The sequence below is a fragment of the Chitinophaga sp. genome, assembly GCF_036569185.1.
Classification (GTDB): Bacteria; Bacteroidota; Bacteroidia; order Chitinophagales; family Chitinophagaceae; genus Chitinophaga.
Genome location: NZ_DATCRD010000372.1, coordinates 1 through 19,095, shown reverse-complemented (window position 1 = coordinate 19,095; position 19,095 = coordinate 1). Strand labels below are relative to the sequence as shown.

The window sequence follows — 19,095 nt, the reverse complement described above, 5'->3', positions numbered from 1 at the left end:
CTGGCTTCAGGAGTTACCTCGGCTTCGTCAACGCCCAATTTGTCAATGATGATCTTTTTAACTCTTGATGCAATGTCTGACATAATTTTAAGTGTTTTTGGTTTAAAACTTGACTGCAAAAATATAATTTTTATTGAATTGCCAACAGATAGCCCGAATTTTAAGGACAGCCCGGCAGGAACAATCTCCCCAAACCCAATACAGTAAACATATTCATAGCTTTGTTAATAAAAGAATTTATATATTTTTGATACTGGCTGGATTACAGATTTGCATATTTTACCACAAAAGTCGCCTTTTTCGGGACAATTACGCTATTCTCTGAAATCCAAAACATATAAATCTTTAAATATCTCCATTCAACCGGCTATTTCACCACTTATCTAAAGCATTAACGCTATTTAACAGTTGCCCGGAGCATTCAGCCCCCTCAATGCGTAAATTTGTCCGGCTTGTGAGATAGTATCCCTTTTGGAGCCTGTTTCTGTGTTATGAACCAGTAGTAAAAAGTTAGAAAAACATATATAAAAAGATATGGCCATCACCAAAAAGACCGTTCGCACAATAGTTATATTGGCCGCAGCCGGTATTGTCGTTTTCCTCGTTTATAAGAAAATAGCCGGCAATAAACCTGCCGGAGAGCCGGCTGCAGCTGCATCCGGCGCAAAAGGAGGCGCTTCCCGGTTACTGCTCACAGACGCCTGGATCGTTAAAACATCCCGGCTCGATCAATCTATTGAAGCAAGCGGCACCTTGCAAAGCAATGAAGAAGTAGAAGTAAAACCCGAAATCAATGGCCGTATCACACACCTCTATTTTAAAGAAGGCACCACCGTCAGGAAAGGGGATCTGCTCGTTAAACTATATGATGAAGACCTTAAAGCCCAGCTTCAGAAGCTGAAACTGCAGCAACAACTGGCCAAAACAACCCTGGAACGCCAGGAAAACCTTCTTAAAATAAATGGTATCAGCCAGCAGGATGTAGATGTGACCCGTAACCAGGTAAGCGCTTATGGTGCAGATATGGAGTATACCCAAACACAATTACAGAAAACTGAACTGCGGGCTCCCTTCAGCGGTAAGCTCGGTTTACGTAATGTCAGCGAAGGCGCTATCGTTTCTTCCGCTACCATTATAACTACCCTGCAGCAAATAGATCCGCTTAAAATGGATTTCTCCGTAGCAGAGAAATACCGTAACTCCATTAAGAACGGCGACCAGGTGAACTTCCTGGTATCCGGCGACAATAAAGAATACAAAGGCAGCATTTATGCCATCGATCCTAAAATAGATCTAACCACCCGTACTGTAAAGCTCCGCGCCATCGTTCCTAATAATAGCGGTGTCCTGTTCCCGGGCTCGTTTGCGAAAGTGAAGATTTTACTGAAAGATCTGCCCGACGCCATGCTGATACCATCCCAGGCAGTTATTCCCGGTACCCGTGATAAAAAAGTAATTATCGCTGATAAAGGCAAAGCCAAATTTGTAACAGTAGAAACAGGCATCAGAACAGAAAGCAGCGTTCAGATCACCAGCGGCCTCCAACCAGGCGACACGGTTATTACCACTGGTATCCTCCAGCTGAAACCAGGCATGCCGTTGAAGTATAATAAGATACAATAATCATTTTCCTCACCGCACTATCCCTGGCAGCCTCACTGCCAAAGGGAGGCCCGGCAGGAAAATCTGAAAATAATTATCATGAGTTTACCTTCATTATCTCTCAAACGCCCGGTATTTGCTATCGTGATGAATATCATTATCGTGATATTCGGCCTGGTGGGCTTTACTTTTCTGGGGGTAAGGGATTTCCCGGCAATCGATCCGCCTATCGTAAACGTACGCACCTCTTACGCAGGCGCCAACTCCGATATCATCGAAACACAGATCACTGAGCCATTGGAAAAACAGATCAATGGGATCGCAGGGATCAAAAATATTTCTTCCAGCAGCAGCCAGGGAAGCAGTAACATCACCGTGGAATTTGAACTGGGGCAAGACCTGGAAGGCGCCACCAACGATGTTCGCGATAAGGTGTCACAGGCATTGCGACAGTTACCGCCTGATATTGATGCGCCCCCGGTAGTGTCCAAACAGGACGCCAACTCGGACCCCATTATTTCCATGACGGTACAAAGCAACACCCGCAACCAGCTGGAAGTAACTGAATATGCCTCCAACGTGCTCCTGGAAAAACTCCAGACCATTCCCGGCGTAAGCGCCATACAGATATGGGGAGAAAAAAAATACGCCATGCGCATCTGGATGGACCCCGCCAGGTTATCCTCCTACAGTCTTACCCCCGGCGATGTACAGGCCGCCCTGCTACGCGAAAACGTGGAACTTCCCTCCGGCAAAATAGCGGGTAATGCCACCGACTTTACCGTGCGCACCTTCGGCCGGCTTGTATCGGAAGACGATTTCAACGGCCTGATCATCAAAAATGTAAACGGCAGCGAAATCCGTATCCGGGATATCGGCCAGGCAGTACTGGGACCTGAAAACGAAGAAACCGTGCTGAAAGAATCAGGCAGCCCCATGATCGCCCTCGCCCTCATCCCGCAGCCAGGTTCCAACTATGTAGCTATTGCAGAGGAATTCTATAAACGTTTTGAACAACTGAAGAAAGATATCCCCGACGATTACTCTGTAAACATCGCCATGGATAACACCCGCTTCATCAAACAATCGATCGATGAAGTGGAAGAAACGCTTATCGTTGCACTGGTACTGGTAATTATCATTGTATACCTGTTCTTCCGCGACTGGCTCATGGCGCTCCGCCCCCTTATCGATATCCCGGTATCCCTGATCGGCGCCTTCTTTATTATGTACGCCTGCGGCTTCACCATCAATATCCTCACCCTGCTGGCTATTGTACTGGCTACCGGTCTTGTGGTAGATGATGGTATTGTGGTAACAGAAAATATTTATAAGAAGATAGAACAGGGAATGCCTCGTATGCGGGCGGCCAGGGAAGGATCTGAAGAAATATTCTTTGCTGTAATCGCCACATCGATCACACTGGCCTTTGTATTCTTACCGATCATCTTCCTGCAGGGTTTCGTAGGACAACTGTTCCGTGAGTTTGGTATTGTGGTAGCCGGCGCAGTAATCATCTCTGCTTTTGTATCTCTTACATTAACACCGGTACTGAACGTAAAACTCGGTCGTAAAACACATACACACTCCTGGTTCTACACCAAAACAGAGCCCTTCTTCCGCTGGATGGAAGAAGGATACCAGAAATCGCTGGAAGCGTTTATGCGTTTCCGTTGGGTAGCAGGATTGATCATTGCCGGTTGCCTCGTTATGATCTATTTCCTTTTCAAAACACTGCAATCGGAACTGGCACCGCTGGAAGACCGCAGCACTTTCCGTCTTTCCATCACCACACCGGAAGGCACCGCGTTCGATTACATGGATAATTATGTGGATAAGCTCACCAAATTCATGATGGACTCTATCCCTGAAAAGAAGATCATCCTGAGCGTCACCTCACCCGGCTTCAGTGGCTCCGGTGCGGTAAACACCGCCTTTGCCAACGTGATGCTCACTGAGCCGCACGACCGTACCCGTTCCCAGAAAGACATTGTGAATATGGTAAACCGGAACATGAACAAGTTCCCCGAGGGTAAAGTATTTGCCATTGAGTCACAAACTATCCAGGTAGGCCGCCGCAGTGGGTTGCCCGTATCGTTTGTACTGGAACATATTAATTTCGACAGTCTTACCAACGTACTGCCGAAATTCATGGAAGAAGTAGGCAGCAGCCCGGTTTTCCAGGGAACAGATGTGGACCTTAAATTCAACAAACCGGAACTGCGCATTCATATTAACCGCGACAAGGCAACACAGCTCGGCGTTTCCGTGCAGGATATTTCCTCCACTTTACAACTGGCGCTGAGTAATCTCCGCTATGGTTACTTTATCAGGAATGGTAAGCAGTACCAGGTAATGGGCCAGGTATTCCGCGCCGACCGCGACGATCCGATGGACCTCCAGAACCTGTATGTGCGCAACTCCCGCGGTGAAGCCATACAGCTCGATAACGTAGTGAGCATTGAAGAAGAAACCAGTCCGCCGATCATTTATCACTTTAACCGTTACAAATCCGCTACCGTATCCGCAGGGCTCGCGCCTGGCCGGACTATCGGCGACGGTATTAACGAAATGTACCGCATCTACAATAAACTGCAGCAGGAACATGTGCTGAACGATTCCTTTAACACCGCCTTATCCGGTTCATCGCGCGACTATGCAGAAAGTGGCTCCAACACCATGTTTGCATTGGGATTGGCGCTGGTGCTTATTTACCTGGTATTAGCCGCACAGTTTGAAAGCTGGGTAGACCCGCTTATTATCATGTTGACCGTGCCGCTGGCATTTGCAGGAGCTTTGCTGTCGTTATGGTTATTTAACCAGACATGGAACATCTTCTCGCAGATAGGCGTAATTATGCTGATAGGGCTGGTAACAAAGAACGGTATCCTGATCGTGGAATTCGCCAACCACCAGCGCGATTCCGGCATGCAGAAATCAGCAGCGGTGATCCATGCTTCATCTATGCGTTTGCGCCCTATCCTGATGACCAGCCTTGCCATGGCCCTCGGCGCATTACCAATTGCCATGTCGCTGGGCGCTGCGGCCACCAGCCGCATTCCGCTGGGGATCGTTATCGTAGGCGGCATCATATTCTCACTGGTGCTAACGTTGTTTGTAATCCCCGCTATGTACACCTTCCTCTCGCGCAGAGGCCGGAACAAAAGCGAGGAAGAAGATGAAATGAAAAATGATGAAGAAGCACAGATAGCAGCAGCACATGCCTGAGTATAACTGATTTGAATGATCACGATATGTTATTTATGATGAAAAATATAAAGAAGTGTTTCCTCTTATTCCTGTTACTGGTAACTGTGGGCGCTCTAAAAGCGCAGCAACAGGTACTTACCCTGGAACAGGCAATAGATGTGGCGCTGAAAAATAATTTCGACATCCGTTTGGCCAGGAATACAGCAGAACTGGCAGCTAACGATTACGCCTATGCGAATTTTGCGTTTGTACCACGACTGAATGCCACTGCCGGAACTACCTGGAATAATACAGCTACCAAACAGGAATTTGTAAATGGTACCAAACGTGATACCAGCGGCATTAAAAGCAATAACGTCAGCGGTAATGTGACACTTAGCTGGACCCTGTTCGATGGCTTAAAAATGTTTGCCACACGGAACAAGATTGCGTCTATCCGCGATCTTGGCGAACTGGCTATCAAAGACCAGGTACAAAATTCCATCTCCACCATCATCGGCGGATACTATAACATTGTACAGCAAAAACAACAGTTAAAAGCACTGGCAGAGCAGATGTCCATCTCCGAAGAACGGGTAAAACTCTCTGATGCAAAATTCAGCACCGGCCTTGCTCCTAAAACGGATCTGCTGCAATCAAAGGTAGACCTCAATGCACAAAAGGCATTGTATATCCGCCAGCAAACACTGATAGAGCAAAGCAAAGCACTGCTGAACCAGCTGATGGCTGTACCTGCCGGCGCTACAGGTTATGATGTGGTAGACTCTATCCCGTTAAACACCGGTCTTTCCTTCGCCGTGCTGCAACAAAATATTGCCAATAACAATACTGCCATCAAAGTACAGCAGCAGAATGTAAATATTTCTGCGCTCACCATAAAGGAAAGCAAAGCAGATTACTTCCCGGTGATATCATTTAATTCCGGCTATAACTATAACCGGAATACCTCTAATGCCGCCACTAATGCTTTCAGCCCGAAATTCAACAGGAACGGAGTTCTTAGTTATGGTTTCACTGCTACCATTCCTATTTTTAACGGCTTTAACGTAAAAAGACAGGTACAGAATGCACGGATTGATTTTGACTTTCAGAACATCACACTGGACAATGTAAAATCCCAGGTAGATCTTTCGCTGAACAATGCTTTCAGGGATTACGAGTATTATAAAAAACAGGTATCGCTGGAAGAAGAAACCAACGACCTGGCAAGGGAAAATGCCATGGTGGCGCTGGAGCGTTTCAAACAGGGCGTGTCTACCATCCTGGAAGTGAAAATAGCGCAGCAAAGCCTGGAAGATTCCTACTACCGCCTTATACAGGCCCGTTATAATACCAAGCTCGCTGAAACGGAGCTGGGCAGGCTGAATGGCGCATTGCTGCAATAGTTTATCTTTTTTATATGGTAAGCGGATAAGCCGGGGAGATATTTCCTGCTTATCCGCTTCCTGTTTACAGTCCTGTCACCAGGCACACTGTACGGGCATGAACAGGCTATTGTATCGTTAACGAACATATCTTATATTGTATAATGTAAAATACATTACAACCCAAAGTGACCTTGTCAGGCATGGTTTTGCAAACCAGGTTACCATATCATAAAACAGGATAAAACATGTTACGCTACATTCTATTTGCCTTCAGTGGCATTGTCTCTTTTAACAGTATATGCACTGCGCAGGAGCTCCGTGCGGTGAACCGGATGGCCGTCAGCGGCGCTGTGATTCATTTAAATGAAGCACCCGGGGCGGGAGTAGCCTGGATCAAGGACAAACAATTTGATAAAGGCACTATTGAATTCGATATAAAAGGAAAAAATGTTCTTCAGCAAAGTTTTGTCGGCTTTGCATTTCACGGCGTCAACGATTCTACGTATGATGCCATTTATTTCAGGCCTTTTAATTTTCAGGTTCCTGAAGCCGGCCGGAGGAGCCACTCTGTACAATACATTTCACTTCCTTCATACGACTGGCAATTACTAAGGGAGAAATATCCGGGAAAATATGAAAATGAAATAGATTCCTCTACAGATCCCAACAAATGGTTTCATGTTAAAATAGTAGTAACGGATGATGAAGCAAGCGCCTATGTAAATGGTAAAAGATGTTTAACTGTTGCATTGCTTGGCACACAAAAAACCGGCATGGTAGGATACTGGGTAGGCAATGGTTCCAGCGGCGACTGGAAGAATCTGAAAATATATTAAAGCTGTTGATTGATATGTTAGAAGCACAGGCTTTAGGAACACGTGTTCTTAAGGCCTTTTTTATAAAAAAATCAGGTAGGAATCTTAATTATTTTTTATCAAATAAAATAATTTACATAATTTAGTTTTAATGTTTGTTACCAACCATTAAGTTTCACGTTAACTTCTCACCAAAACTTATCCTCACTCTTTTTAATTTGTTTAGTCATGGCACTGTACACGACAACAACCATATCAATAGAAGATCAGCAATTCAGGCAATTTGACTTTCTGCATCTGAAACAATTTATAACGCACCATCATGAATTTGAATTAGGCATAGGATATGGATGGCTCTCCCGCTATGGATCAAATGTTATTACAGCAGGTAACCGTTTACTGGGAAAAGAGATCTGTATCTGCATACAACCGGTTGAATCAACATGCAGCCCGGTGTTGTTTAATGGTATCATTACCAGTGTGAGTGCAGGAAAAGAAAACAACAACGGCAGTTGTATCATCCGTGGCAACAGCCCTACTATATTACTTTCCGGCAGTCCGCATACCCAGTCTTTTGAGCAGCGGTCTTTATCGTCCATTGTAAATACTGTGATTAAAAATAGCTACCCGTTTGCAGCTGTACCACAGGTGAACCCTTCTTTTATACAACCATTAAAATATATTGTACAATACAAGGAAACAGGATTCGATTTTCTTCGCCGTCTTTCACAACGCTTTGGCGAGCATTTCTTCTACAACGGACAGCAGCTCATCTTCGGACATTATAATCAGCAGAGAACAGATCTGATGTTCCGGGAAGACCTGGTTGACTTTCAGCTGAGCACTGCAGTGCTTCCTGTTCATCAAAGGTTTCAAACATACGATTACAGCCTGGATAAGGTACTGGAAGAGGATAGTCGCGGTATAACTTTATCCCTTAATCCATATTCGCAACATGCCCGATCGGTGAGCCGGAAACTGTTTCCCGGTAAAACAATCTTCAAAATCCCTTGTATATCCACCAGTAACGCCGCAACAACATTATCAGCATTTACAGAGCGCTTTCATAGAAGCCGGGTTGCAGCACTGGTTCGTATAGAAGGTAGAAGCCGGAATACCGGTTTGTGTATCGGAAATACCATCAGTATTCACGACCACCCGGAAAGCCATGGTGAATTTCTGCTTACAACGCTAACGCATCATTGTAATGGTAACGGCGACTATTATAATACATTTGAAGGCACCCCTGCCGATGCCGTCGTGCCGGAAATGGAACTTGAAAAAATTCCCCGTTGCGATGCACAAAGCGCCACTGTAACCGACAACAACGATCCTGAAGGGCTTGGGCGTATCAGGGTACGATTTAACTGGCAGCAGGGACAAAGCCCCTGGATCAGGTTTTATCAGCCATATGGCGGGAATAATAAAGGGTTTCATTTTATTCCTGAAATAAATGAGGAGGTATGGGTAGATTTTGAAGAGGGTAACCCCGAGGCTCCATACGTTACCGGATGCGCGTATAACGGCAAGGCAACAAGCGGTTTCGGAGATCCGCAAAACAACATCAAAGCAATTAAAACCCGCAGCGGCCACCTGATCCGCCTCGATGATACAGATGGCAATGAGAACATTATCATCACAGATCAGGGAGGCAATACAATTATGATGGATACCCGGGCGCAGCAAATTTCACTTTCGGCTCCCGAAAAAATAAACATTACCGCCAGGAACATCAGTATCAATGCGGTTCAAGATATCAATATTAATGCGGGCAATAACATAAATCACTCCGCCGGCATAGATATCCTTCAGCATGCCGGCAACTGTCTTTATCAATACACTGTAAACGATTACCAGTTAACAGCAACCAACATCACCAAAATTGCCCTGGAAAATATAAACATCCAGGCCAAAGAAATAGAGAAACATGCAGAAGAAATAAATATCGACAGCTCCAGGGAAGATCTGCAGATCAGTTCAGGAAAGTCTGTCAGCATAAAGAGCACAGAGAAATCAAAACTATTCTAAAATAGCAGTTTATGCGTAAAACTACAACAGGAAGCATACTGGTGATCTGCAAAAAGTATACAGTATCCGGGAAAAGGATCCGCTGGCATAGTACAGGGAAACTATCCCTTCATTCCGGGAAATCTGTAGTCATAAATGGCAAACAGAACGGGATAAAATTCTATAACGAGACGGTCACTCATAACCCTGAAAAATAAATCGATATCCCAAAATGGCTGACAAACATTTTGTAGTGCATGGCGCTTTGTGCAAATGCAATTTCGGCAGTACACCCGGCAGGATGCTGGTAGCAGCACATAGCGAATACATGAACGATGGCAGCGGAAGCCTCAAACCGGTTGCCAGTTCAGCAGAAACCGGCAACCCCTTTATGCCGGGCGCATTTGGCGCCTGTACGCTATCACATACTACCTGTATTCCCAATATTTTGCAATGGAAAGATGCATTACCCGGTATTACATTATCCAATGGAGGTAAAATACTAACGGAACAAAGTATAGCCCTTTGTGCTGTGTCAGGAAGTGCCTGCATCAGCATCCTTCATCATGGCCAAACAGCGCTTGTTACAAATCACCGGGATCATGGAAGTACAGCTATGTACACAGCTGCATTGAACCCACTGGCCAATCACTTGCAATTACATCAGAAAGATCCTGTTGTGCGAGCCATCACTTTACATATTGAGTACCGTAATCCACCGGTAATATTTCATAGTGAAAAGGACAAAGTAATTCCTGTACGGATCCATGAACCTTTATTATTTGAGATGGAATGCGACAATAACCAGGCATCTGCAGATGATACAAAAATAAGATGGAAAATTCTCCGGCAAGATAAATCCGGCGGAAGCTGCACCTGGGTTGAGTCCTGTGGCTTTGAATTATTATTCTCGTTCGACACGTGCGGTAATTACAGGGTAATGGCTTACAGCGAATCGCAGGAAGAGAGCCCTGTGTACATTGATCTCTATGCAGATCATAATAATCTTGAAAATGAGTTTATTATTAATGGCTTAAACAGTACCCGCGGATACCTGAAATGCGGAGCTACCGTTTGTGTGGAAGCCGTTTACAGGATTACGCCTCCAACAACAGCTGAAAGAGCAGCGGTGTCTATGGAGGTAACGGATAACAACAGGAACATTATCGCAACAGCCGACGGCGACAAAATTTGCTTTACGCCCATCAATGCATCTGCTATCTACTTCGTTTCTGCCAGGATGGCAAACGGCAAACCTGTTATTCAAAAACTCTGTACTAAAAAGGCAGGGGTCATATCTGTTATCAACAGGGAATCGACTCATATGATAAGGCCCGGGACTGATATGAATTTCCATGTTTCGGGAACTGTGCACACCACTTTACCGCCAGCAATCTTAACAACTATTCAATGGTTGCTGAATGGCAAGCCGGTAGGCTCCGGGCCTTCCATCACACTTGATGGTATTATACATTTTAGTATTACAGGGAAATACATTGTTACAGCGCAGGTAAATGCCGCCGAAACGGAATTTGAGCAGGGAACCTGGCATCTTGAAGTAAAAAACAATGAGGTAGTAAAGATCCTGGTGGCAAACGGCAGCAGCAACTGGATTACAGGGAAACAATATGTTGTTACTGCACAAACTTTAATGGAGTATAACGAAACACTGGATGGTCCGGTTTTCTGGGAGCCTTATGGAGCGCATTCCAATACCATATCCAATGCTTTGGCAATGGAAGAAGGAGCATATACTATCGGCGCCCGTCTTGGTAATTCAAAAAAATATATAACGATAAATGCAGTAAAGCCTGTTATAACCCGTTGGTGCTTCACAGATGAACAATCCATCTGCAAATCATCCACAGGCTGGCAGGAATTAATTCGCGTGTTTATCAGCTGCCGGGAAGCGGCTAATGAAAATATACCATTGCATTTGCTTCAGGTAAATCCCGCGAACCGTTTGCATTATGTAAAAGATATGGGAATGCTGAGCTTTAATGCCGGTGGGGAGTTGCAGCTCAACATTAGTATGCGCACATTGAAACCATTACTAACTGCTGCCAGCTTTGATTGGGATAAGTACCGCCTTTTGTTTGCAATTCCTTGTTCGGCCAATAGCATCCGTTTTGCCGACACGAAAACTGTTGAGTGTGATGGAAGAAAATACTGGGTTCCTCAAAATCAAAGTAATAAACGGGCACAGGAAAAGAAGTGGCATCTGTTAGTCAATGCTGAAAGAAGGGTAGTATCGGTTCAATTGTACGATCAGCATAATAATCCCGCTTATAAGGCTTACAAATATGGAGAGCAATTCCGTATGCATGTTCAAACCATGAATTTTGCGGGAAAGGAACTACTGTTCGAGGTATGGGAAAACAGGTACCAGGAAAAAAACAAGTATATTTTCAGCGGCAAGTTCCTGGTAAATGATTACGGAACAGCGGATACATTAATAGACTCAAAACGTTTGACATCCGCTAACATACTGGAAAATGGTTTTCTCCGTTGCTTTTATATAATCATCAAATCTTCATCTGAAAAATATCTCTACCCACACGAAATAGCAGATAAAAACATACTGACCCCGGATAACATCAGCTACTATCAGCATATAAAATTGTCGGATTGGTTCAACAAGGCAGAGAACAGACTTTCCAGGGCCAATGCCCCGGTAATACTTGGAGAGCCACTTGCCACCGGCGAACCGGGTACAGGCTGCCCCAGGTGTAACGAGGCGATTAATGCTGAACAACTGGCTGCAGTGTTTCCTCATGCAGCAACTGCAGACCTGCAGGCTGCAGCCGCTACTTACAACAGGTTTATGGAATCAACCGGTATGAACACCTGCTGGAATAAAGCACATTTCTTTGCCCAGGTAGCCATTGAAAGTGGCGGACGTTTAAACATTAAAGAAGGTGAAAGCTTTAATTGGTATTGGGAAGACCTGGCCAAAAATTTCCCTCCTTTCAGAACGCCCGAAGGCAGGATAAAAGCGAAGGAATGGGGAAGGCCGGTTCGCAAACCCTCCCATCCCGGCGTAACAAAAGAAAATCAACAACACATTGCTAATTATGTATATGGCCCCGGCGCTGAAAAAGGGAAAACATTAGGAAATACACAAGTAGGAGATGGATGGAAATTCAGAGGGCGTGGCCTTATACAACTCACCGGCAGAACCGCTTACGCTTATGCAAATAATTTTACCCGGAAAGAAAATGCAGATATTCTTCTTCAGCCGGATCTTGTGGCCACGGATATAAAGATAGCGGTACTCTCATCAATGGCCTTCTGGAAATGGAAAGGATTAGCATACACTGCGAACGGCAATACGGAAGTAACATACAAAATAAGTAAAGTAGTAGGACTGGACACTATTTCAAACGGGAAAAGCGCTCATACAGAAAAGAAATATTTCTTTGATACCAAATCGTCGGTGCTATTCAGGACAAAAGACTGCCGGTATAGGAGCACTGCTAATGATATACCAAACAGGTATATCATCAGAATAGATAAATTCAGCTACGACCTTGTAGAACAAAATGCTGCTTCAAATCACTACAGGTATGATCTGTATAACGCAGGCACGCATGTAAAAACATTCCTGCTTCAGAAAAACAGGAGCGGCCTGTTGCCATTCCCTGAAACCGGCCCTAACTGGGGAAGATATGGCGATCGCGATGGAGGTGACGATAACTTTATAGCCCCGGATATTGCCGCTTCTTTATTTGGATTCTTTTATGCACTTCCAGGCAATGGATATAAGGATAAGCTTTATTTTAATGATATCTCCGCCAGTGATAAAAGAAACATAGGACATAAGGGTCATATTCATGGTAACAATATTGATATCAGGTACCCAGGAAGCTCAAACAGGAAGGGATCCGTGTTGTGGACAGAAGCGAAACTGGCGTATGGCAGTGAGGAGGAATTTTTGGAGGTGTTGGAAAACATACTTAAAATAGCCAGGAGATGGGGATTTAAAAAGAATTATGGATATAAAACAGGTATCAAAAATACGACCGGAGCTTCAACGGAAATTCATAAAAACCATTTTCATATAGGCATCCAATAAACAGTATCATTTTATATGAAGAACACATTCATTCTGCTAATGGCTACTATGGCTTACATAACAAGCTGTCAAATGCAAAACAAAAACACATCAACAGCTCCTCTTCCTCTGGAAGATAATATCCGGTCACCGCAGAAATTATACGATATGAATATAGAAGAGATAAAAAAACATATGCTGTTACAATCACACATTGAGGCATCAGAAGACAACGAATATAAAATCTATAACTACACGGTGCACGATGTGGAAATAGCATTACCCATTATTGCAGAAGGATTAAAAGAAACGGGATTTATTAAGCTGGGGCAAGCCGCATTTGATGACAGAGTAAAAACAATTTTCGGGGATATTTTTAAAACGAGTAATTCCAGAGTGAAGTTAAGGGACAAATTCAATACTGTACTGGTAGACTCAATAGGAGCAAATGAAGATGAATTCGATTACACGATTGACAATGTTTTTATCTCCCGGGAATATAGATTCATTACCGATGTACCATTAATCGGGGATTTTGTGACATTCACAGACAGTAATCATTACAAAATAGAAATTAACCCGCCTTTAATCGCTCGCAACAAATACCTCTTCAACAACAGCCGCTCAGATCTCGCATACCTCCTCGCTGAAGATACCCTCTTCCTTAAAACACTGGTTACATCATTTGGCTATACCAAAGAGGAAAAAATAAACACACTCGTCATGAATGATTATCTCGACCTCGATAATAACCATATGCCAACAGTAGGGGAAATCATTTTTGTAAAAAATGCAGCAGGAGAACTGGAAATAAAACAGGAGCTGCTGAAATGGATTGTAGCCCACACCAGCGTAGATGATCACGCCCTGCTTCAGGCACTGTCGTACTATGCGTATGCCTTATACAGCAATGACGATAATGATATGTACACCCGCAACCCTTTCAAAATATTTTCCCTGGATGAGAAAAGAAAAATTGCAGCCTACATTGCTAATATTTACGAACCGCTTCGTCAGCAGCTGATGCCCCTGGATGCAGGGAAATGGCCGGTTTCAAGTTTGCTGGAAAATTTGCTGATGGAAGATAAAGGGCTCGCCCGGTTTCTTAAAGAGCATGATTATTTCTCATTACCGGCGTTAAAGCAGGAACTGGAGCCGGGCAACTGATAGTACCGGGCACACCTTAATAAAATAGCAACGCCGGGGAAATCCCCGGCGTTGCTATTTTATTAAGGTTCTTTCTTCTGTACTTTCTGTTTCTGGTATTCTTCAAACGACTGTTTTATATAAAGTAACAGGTCATAGTCGGAAGCTGAATTTAAAAACTGGTATCCGGGCCTGTACTTATACATGAACGAATCCAGTTCCGGGCTTTGCAGCTTGGTCATTCTTCCCACCAGCTCCGGGGAATACCGGTAGTCGATAAACTTCTCCTTCTCCCAGTAAACCAGTTGCTCATGAAACTGTTCTTTCCTTTTACGCACCTTACTGGGCACTAGATAACTTAAAGCGGTGATAGGATTTGCCGGCAACGTTTTAAGCACATCCATTGCTCCGGGTTTACGATAATCGAAATACCGGCCATATTCATCACGCATCGCCAGCGAGTCATTCCTGTAGTTCTTACCACGCACGTTTACCCCTTGCAGCTCAAACAACCGTTTCTGTAAATACACATCCTGCGATGACGACATTCCAGGCACCAGCAGTAATTTCGGTGTATAGCTCAACATGGAAAATTCAAGTGTATCACCGGGAACGGCCTCAATATAAAAACGGCCGTTTTCATTGCTCAATGTACCCGTCATGGTCCTCTTGTTTACAATAGAAACAAAAGGTAATCCCGTTTTGGTATCCTGATCCGCCACCATACCAGACAAACGCACCTGTGCGAACGTTCCTTGCAGGTTAATGAAAAAGAAAAAAAACAGTGCTCCGATATATGCTGTAAAACGAATCATGAATAAAGTAATCTTTCAAATTTAATGTTCCACCCGCAAATGAAAAGTTAAAAAACGGGGAAATTGTTAGTGCTCAACGGCAAAATTATTAATTATCAACGTTATAAATATCCCCCTAATCGCTTATTTTTACGGTTATCACCCGTTATCTTGTAAAAGTCATGCCACAGAAAATCATCTTTGCTACCCAACATTATCAGTATTTGAAAGATAGGATCCTCTCTATTGCAGGCTCCGCCTGGGAAAATGGGGAATTGGATATCCGTGATTTCCCTGATGGGGAACATTATCACCGTATATTGAGTAATGTTAGCAACAAAGAAGTGATTTTACTCGGAGGCACCATCGATGACCAGGAAACCCTGGAATTATATGACCTGGCCAGCGGCTGCATCCAGCTGGGAGCTTATTCCTTAACCATCATTATTCCATTCTTCGGGTATTCTACGATGGAACGTGCCGTAAAGTATGGCGAGATCGTAAAGGCCAAAACACGCGCGGTACTGTTTTCATCGCTGCCCAATACTTCCCGGGGCAACAGGATAGTGATGATTGATCTGCATGTGGACGGTATTACCTGGTATTTTGAAAATGATGTTCGCCCGGTGCATTTATATGCGAAGGAGTTTGTAATGAATACTGCCCTGGAGCTTGCAGCAGGGAAACCTTTTGTACTGGCCAGTACTGATGCCGGCAGGGCAAAATGGGTGGAATCACTCGCCAACGACCTGCATGTACCGGCAGCTTTCGCCTTTAAACGCCGCCTCTCCGGCGATGAAACAGCTATCACCGCTATCAGTGCCGATGTAAAAAACAAAACAGTAATCATCTATGATGATATGATCCGTACCGGCGGATCCCTTATTCATGCAGCACAATCTTATCGTGATGCAGGCGCCGGGGATATCTTTGTTATCACCACCCATGGCATCTTCGCAGGAAATGGCTTTGAAAAAATTAAAAACTCAGGGCTTATTAAAAAAGTGGTTTGTACCGACACCCATCCCGGCGCTATGGCCATCAAAGACCCCATGTTGCTCGTTAAATCAGTTGATCAGCTGATCTTCAACTACTTCCAGTCACAACACTCCTGATTGCTGTTGGCAGGCTATTTGTCATCCAGACACTTGTGAACCATGTAGCGGTAAAATGGCTGATCCGCCATCCACAAATCTGACAAACAATTATGCTTAATTTTCGTATAATCGAATACGGTAGTTGCGACTACCACACTATGACGGATCTTCGTAACGAGGTACTCCGGAAACCACTGGGGCTCACATTTTCGGCAGAACAACTGCAAAAGGAGATGAACGACATTTTCATTGCAGGCTTTACTCAGCATAACGGCCAGGAAGCGCTTGCAGGCTGTTGTATACTTACCCCTGTAAACGAAAACACCGTACAGCTCAGGCAAATGGCGGTATCGCCCAGCCTTCAGGGAAAAGGTATCGGCAGAGAAGTTGTAGCATTCGCAGAACAATATGCCCATAGCAATGGCTTTGATGAATTAACCATGCACGCCCGGAAAGAAGCCACCGGATTTTATCTGAAACTGGGCTATGAAATCTGTGGAGAAGAGTTTACAGAGGTGGGCATTCCACACTACGAAATGAGGAAAAACCTGAAATAATTATTTTTTTGCTTCTGCAACCCATTGTAGAAGGCGTTTTGATTGTATTGTTATATTGATGGATAAGCAATGTAACAATAGACAGTATAGGAATCCTGTCGAAAAATTTTGTAACCAAATCTTTCATAATACGATGAGAAGCCATGTACTAGCCTGGTCGGGGCTGTGCTATGCCTTTTTCTGCTATACCTCCAGCAGCGCATACGCAAAACCCGAAGGGTATCTCACAGCAAAACAGCTGCAAGCTGATACCACCGTTCCGGTAGTGATTAAACCTGCTGCTGATTCCAGTGTTAAACCTAAACAGGATACCACTGTTCCGGTAGTGATCAAACCTGCCGCCTCAGACACTACCGGTAAACCTAAACAGGATACTTCAAAACCATTAACTGATACTGCCAAAGCTGTAGCTAAACCAAAAGAGGATACCGCACTCATCCTCCCACCAGATTCCGCTACCGCTAAAAGCGAAGTGGGGAAATTCCAGCTTTCAGGAACCGTGAAAGATGATAAAGGCACTCCCATTCCCGGAGCCGTTATCCGGAACAAAACATCCAAACTGAATGCACAGGCAGATCCCACCGGTCAATACAGCATCAAAGCTGCCATAGGCGATACCATCCTCATTACTGCTCCTACCTTTGGCGAACAATCCATTCCGGTGGAAAAAAGAGGAGAGCTCAATGTTACATTGGTTCCTTCCAACGCCACTAAAAAAGTATTGGGAGAAGTAGTAGTTACCGCCCTCGGTATTAAAAAGAATCCCCGCTCTGTAGGTTATGCCATACAGGAAGTAAGCGGTAATGCTGTACAGGAAGCAAAAGAAGTAAACTTTGTAAACGCCCTCACAGGAAAAGTTCCCGGTGTGCAAATCAGCTCTAATACCGGTTCCATGGGCGGCGCCAGCAAAATCACCATTCGTGGTGTGAAATCCATCCTGGGCGACAATAACGCCTTCTTTGTACTGGACGGTGTACCAATGATGAACAACGTTACCAATGATCCAGGTCAGCAAAACGGTGGCGGTGGTTACGACTATGGCAGCCCGATGCAGGACATCAACCCGGAAGACATCGAAAATATTTCCGTGCTAAAAGGAGCAGCCGCAACCGCCCTCTACGGAAGCCGCGGAGCTAACGGCGTTCTCCAGATAACCACTAAAAAACGCCCGGATACCGAAAAAGGAATCGGTGTTACTTATAGCCTCAACGCCCAGATAGACCAGGTAGCCGTGCTGCCAAAGTACCAGAATATGTACGGCGGTGGTAATGCAGGTAAATTCGATACCCTTTACTACAACGAACACCCGGAAGGCTTCCTCAATGAACAAAGCGCTACTTACGACGATAACAATGGTAAAGGCCGTTACGACCTGCTGCCGCAATACGCTGTAGACGAATCATGGGGACCCAAACTGAATGGACAAATTGTTCGCCCCTACTGGTCATGGGATAAAAATAAAAACAATCCGTACTTCGGTCAAACCGACACCTGGTCGCCTCATCCGAATAATGTGAAAGACTTCTACAAAACAGGTTTTACACTTACCAACAATATCTCCATGGCAGGCAGCAATGACAAAGGAAGCTTCCGCCTGTCATACGGTAACATGGATCAAACCTTCGTACTCCCCAATGCTACCAACAAAAGAAACAACCTCTCTTTCAATGGTAGCTATGAGCTCACAAAAGGAGTAAAAGCCGTGGCCTCCATGAATTATACTTCCTTAAACGTGAAAGGCCGCCCTGGTACTGGATTTACCGGGCCTAACCCTACATTGCAGTTCACCATGTACGGTCAGCGTCAGCTGGATATAGAAAAAGAAAAAAGATACAAATACGATGATGGTTCCCAGATCACCTGGAACCGCCGCGCCTGGGACGATCCAAGCATTTCCTCCAGCAATGGGCCTTACTGGAACCGCTATATGGACTATGAAACAGATAGCCGTAACAGGCTCTTTGGATCTGCAGGACTGGATATAGACGCCACCAAATGGCTCTCCTTCTCCGGCCGCGTGTTCATGGATGATTATAACACACTGGAAGAAGAAAGAACAGCAAAAGATTATGCTGTAGGTGGATACATCAAACGCGTGAGAAGCAACCGGGAAATGAATTACCAGTTAACTGCAGACATTAAAAAAGATTTTGGTAAGGATTTCCAGCTGAATGCCACTGTAGGTGGAAACGTAATGCACCGTAAATGGACAGTTACCGGTGGTGTAGCCCAGGGTGGCCTGATCTCCAAAGGTGTATATAACCTGCTTAACTCAGTACAACCTGCACTGGCTATTGATCAATATTACGAAAAACAGATCAACTCCGTTTTTGCCACTGCCAACCTTGGTTATAAAAACCTCCTGTTCCTCGACCTCACCGGCCGCAGCGACTGGTCTTCCACCCTCGTGAAAGGCAACAACCAATACTTCTATCCATCAGCTTCC

At 44.7% G+C, this 19,095-nt stretch carries 12 protein-coding genes and 1 pseudogene; 11 read left to right on the top strand and 2 right to left on the bottom strand.

From position 1 onward, the window contains the following. Positions 1–83: pseudogene (locus VIM72_RS28270) on the bottom strand (acyl carrier protein); the annotation flags it as partial. A 451-nt stretch (positions 84–534) separates the two neighbouring features. Between VIM72_RS28270 and VIM72_RS28265 the strand changes: the two are divergent. From VIM72_RS28265 to VIM72_RS28230, 8 genes are all read left to right on the top strand, one after another. Then, positions 535–1,623: an efflux RND transporter periplasmic adaptor subunit gene (locus VIM72_RS28265; RefSeq protein WP_332006163.1), complete on the top strand. Its 1,089-nt coding sequence runs from the start codon at positions 535–537 to the stop codon at positions 1,621–1,623. 78 nt (positions 1,624–1,701) lie between these two features. After that, positions 1,702–4,830, top strand: coding sequence for an efflux RND transporter permease subunit (locus tag VIM72_RS28260; protein WP_332006162.1), 3,129 nt, complete (start codon positions 1,702–1,704; stop codon positions 4,828–4,830). Positions 4,831–4,865: 35 nt separating this feature from the next. After that, positions 4,866–6,197 carry a TolC family protein gene (locus tag VIM72_RS28255; protein WP_332006161.1) on the top strand — a complete coding sequence of 444 codons (1,332 nt, stop codon included), beginning with the start codon at positions 4,866–4,868 and terminating at the stop codon, positions 6,195–6,197. 227 nt (positions 6,198–6,424) lie between these two features. Beyond that, complete coding sequence (locus tag VIM72_RS28250) at positions 6,425–7,015, top strand: family 16 glycoside hydrolase (protein ID WP_332006160.1); 591 nt, start codon at positions 6,425–6,427, stop codon at positions 7,013–7,015. Between the two features lie 207 nt (positions 7,016–7,222). Beyond that, positions 7,223–9,022 (top strand): type VI secretion system Vgr family protein, encoded by a 1,800-nt coding sequence (locus tag VIM72_RS28245; protein ID WP_332006159.1) that lies wholly within the window; start codon positions 7,223–7,225, stop codon positions 9,020–9,022. A gap of 11 nt (positions 9,023–9,033) precedes the next feature. Continuing rightward, on the top strand, positions 9,034–9,219 hold the full coding sequence (locus VIM72_RS28240) for a hypothetical protein (protein ID WP_332006158.1): 186 nt from the start codon (positions 9,034–9,036) through the stop codon (positions 9,217–9,219). A gap of 14 nt (positions 9,220–9,233) precedes the next feature. After that, entirely contained in the window at positions 9,234–13,076 is a 3,843-nt protein-coding gene (locus tag VIM72_RS28235; protein WP_332006157.1) for a PAAR-like protein, read from the top strand. 72 nt (positions 13,077–13,148) lie between these two features. Further along, positions 13,149–14,222: a hypothetical protein gene (locus VIM72_RS28230; RefSeq protein WP_332006156.1), complete on the top strand. Its 1,074-nt coding sequence runs from the start codon at positions 13,149–13,151 to the stop codon at positions 14,220–14,222. Between the two features lie 62 nt (positions 14,223–14,284). Here VIM72_RS28230 and VIM72_RS28225 read toward each other — a convergent pair whose 3' ends face one another. Next, entirely contained in the window at positions 14,285–14,926 is a 642-nt protein-coding gene (locus VIM72_RS28225; RefSeq protein WP_260607446.1) for a carboxypeptidase-like regulatory domain-containing protein, read from the bottom strand. A gap of 251 nt (positions 14,927–15,177) precedes the next feature. Here VIM72_RS28225 and prs point away from each other — a divergent pair, with 251 nt between their 5' ends. The 3 genes from prs to VIM72_RS28210 all read left to right on the top strand — a co-directional run. Continuing rightward, positions 15,178–16,110, top strand: a complete 933-nt coding sequence (gene prs / locus VIM72_RS28220; protein WP_332006155.1) for a ribose-phosphate diphosphokinase — start codon at positions 15,178–15,180, stop codon at positions 16,108–16,110. A gap of 92 nt (positions 16,111–16,202) precedes the next feature. Next, a complete protein-coding gene (locus tag VIM72_RS28215; protein WP_332006154.1) occupies positions 16,203–16,649 on the top strand; it encodes a GNAT family N-acetyltransferase in 447 nt (148 codons plus the stop codon). 133 nt (positions 16,650–16,782) lie between these two features. Beyond that, positions 16,783–19,095: TonB-dependent receptor plug domain-containing protein (locus VIM72_RS28210; protein WP_332006153.1), on the top strand; the 2,313-nt coding region annotated here is incomplete at its 3' end.

Coding starts and splice junctions, on each gene's coding strand:
- VIM72_RS28260 (WP_332006162.1), top strand. CDS start 1,702: ATGAGTTTACCTTCATTATCTCTCAAACGCCCGGTATTTGCTATCGTG.
- VIM72_RS28225 (WP_260607446.1), bottom strand. CDS start 14,926: ATGGTGGCGGATCAGGATACCAAAACGGGATTACCTTTTGTTTCTATT.
- VIM72_RS28255 (WP_332006161.1), top strand. CDS start 4,866: ATGATGAAAAATATAAAGAAGTGTTTCCTCTTATTCCTGTTACTGGTA.
- VIM72_RS28245 (WP_332006159.1), top strand. CDS start 7,223: ATGGCACTGTACACGACAACAACCATATCAATAGAAGATCAGCAATTC.
- prs (WP_332006155.1), top strand. CDS start 15,178: ATGCCACAGAAAATCATCTTTGCTACCCAACATTATCAGTATTTGAAA.
- VIM72_RS28230 (WP_332006156.1), top strand. CDS start 13,149: ATGCAAAACAAAAACACATCAACAGCTCCTCTTCCTCTGGAAGATAAT.
- VIM72_RS28240 (WP_332006158.1), top strand. CDS start 9,034: ATGCGTAAAACTACAACAGGAAGCATACTGGTGATCTGCAAAAAGTAT.
- VIM72_RS28215 (WP_332006154.1), top strand. CDS start 16,203: ATGCTTAATTTTCGTATAATCGAATACGGTAGTTGCGACTACCACACT.
- VIM72_RS28235 (WP_332006157.1), top strand. CDS start 9,234: ATGGCTGACAAACATTTTGTAGTGCATGGCGCTTTGTGCAAATGCAAT.
- VIM72_RS28250 (WP_332006160.1), top strand. CDS start 6,425: ATGTTACGCTACATTCTATTTGCCTTCAGTGGCATTGTCTCTTTTAAC.
- VIM72_RS28265 (WP_332006163.1), top strand. CDS start 535: ATGGCCATCACCAAAAAGACCGTTCGCACAATAGTTATATTGGCCGCA.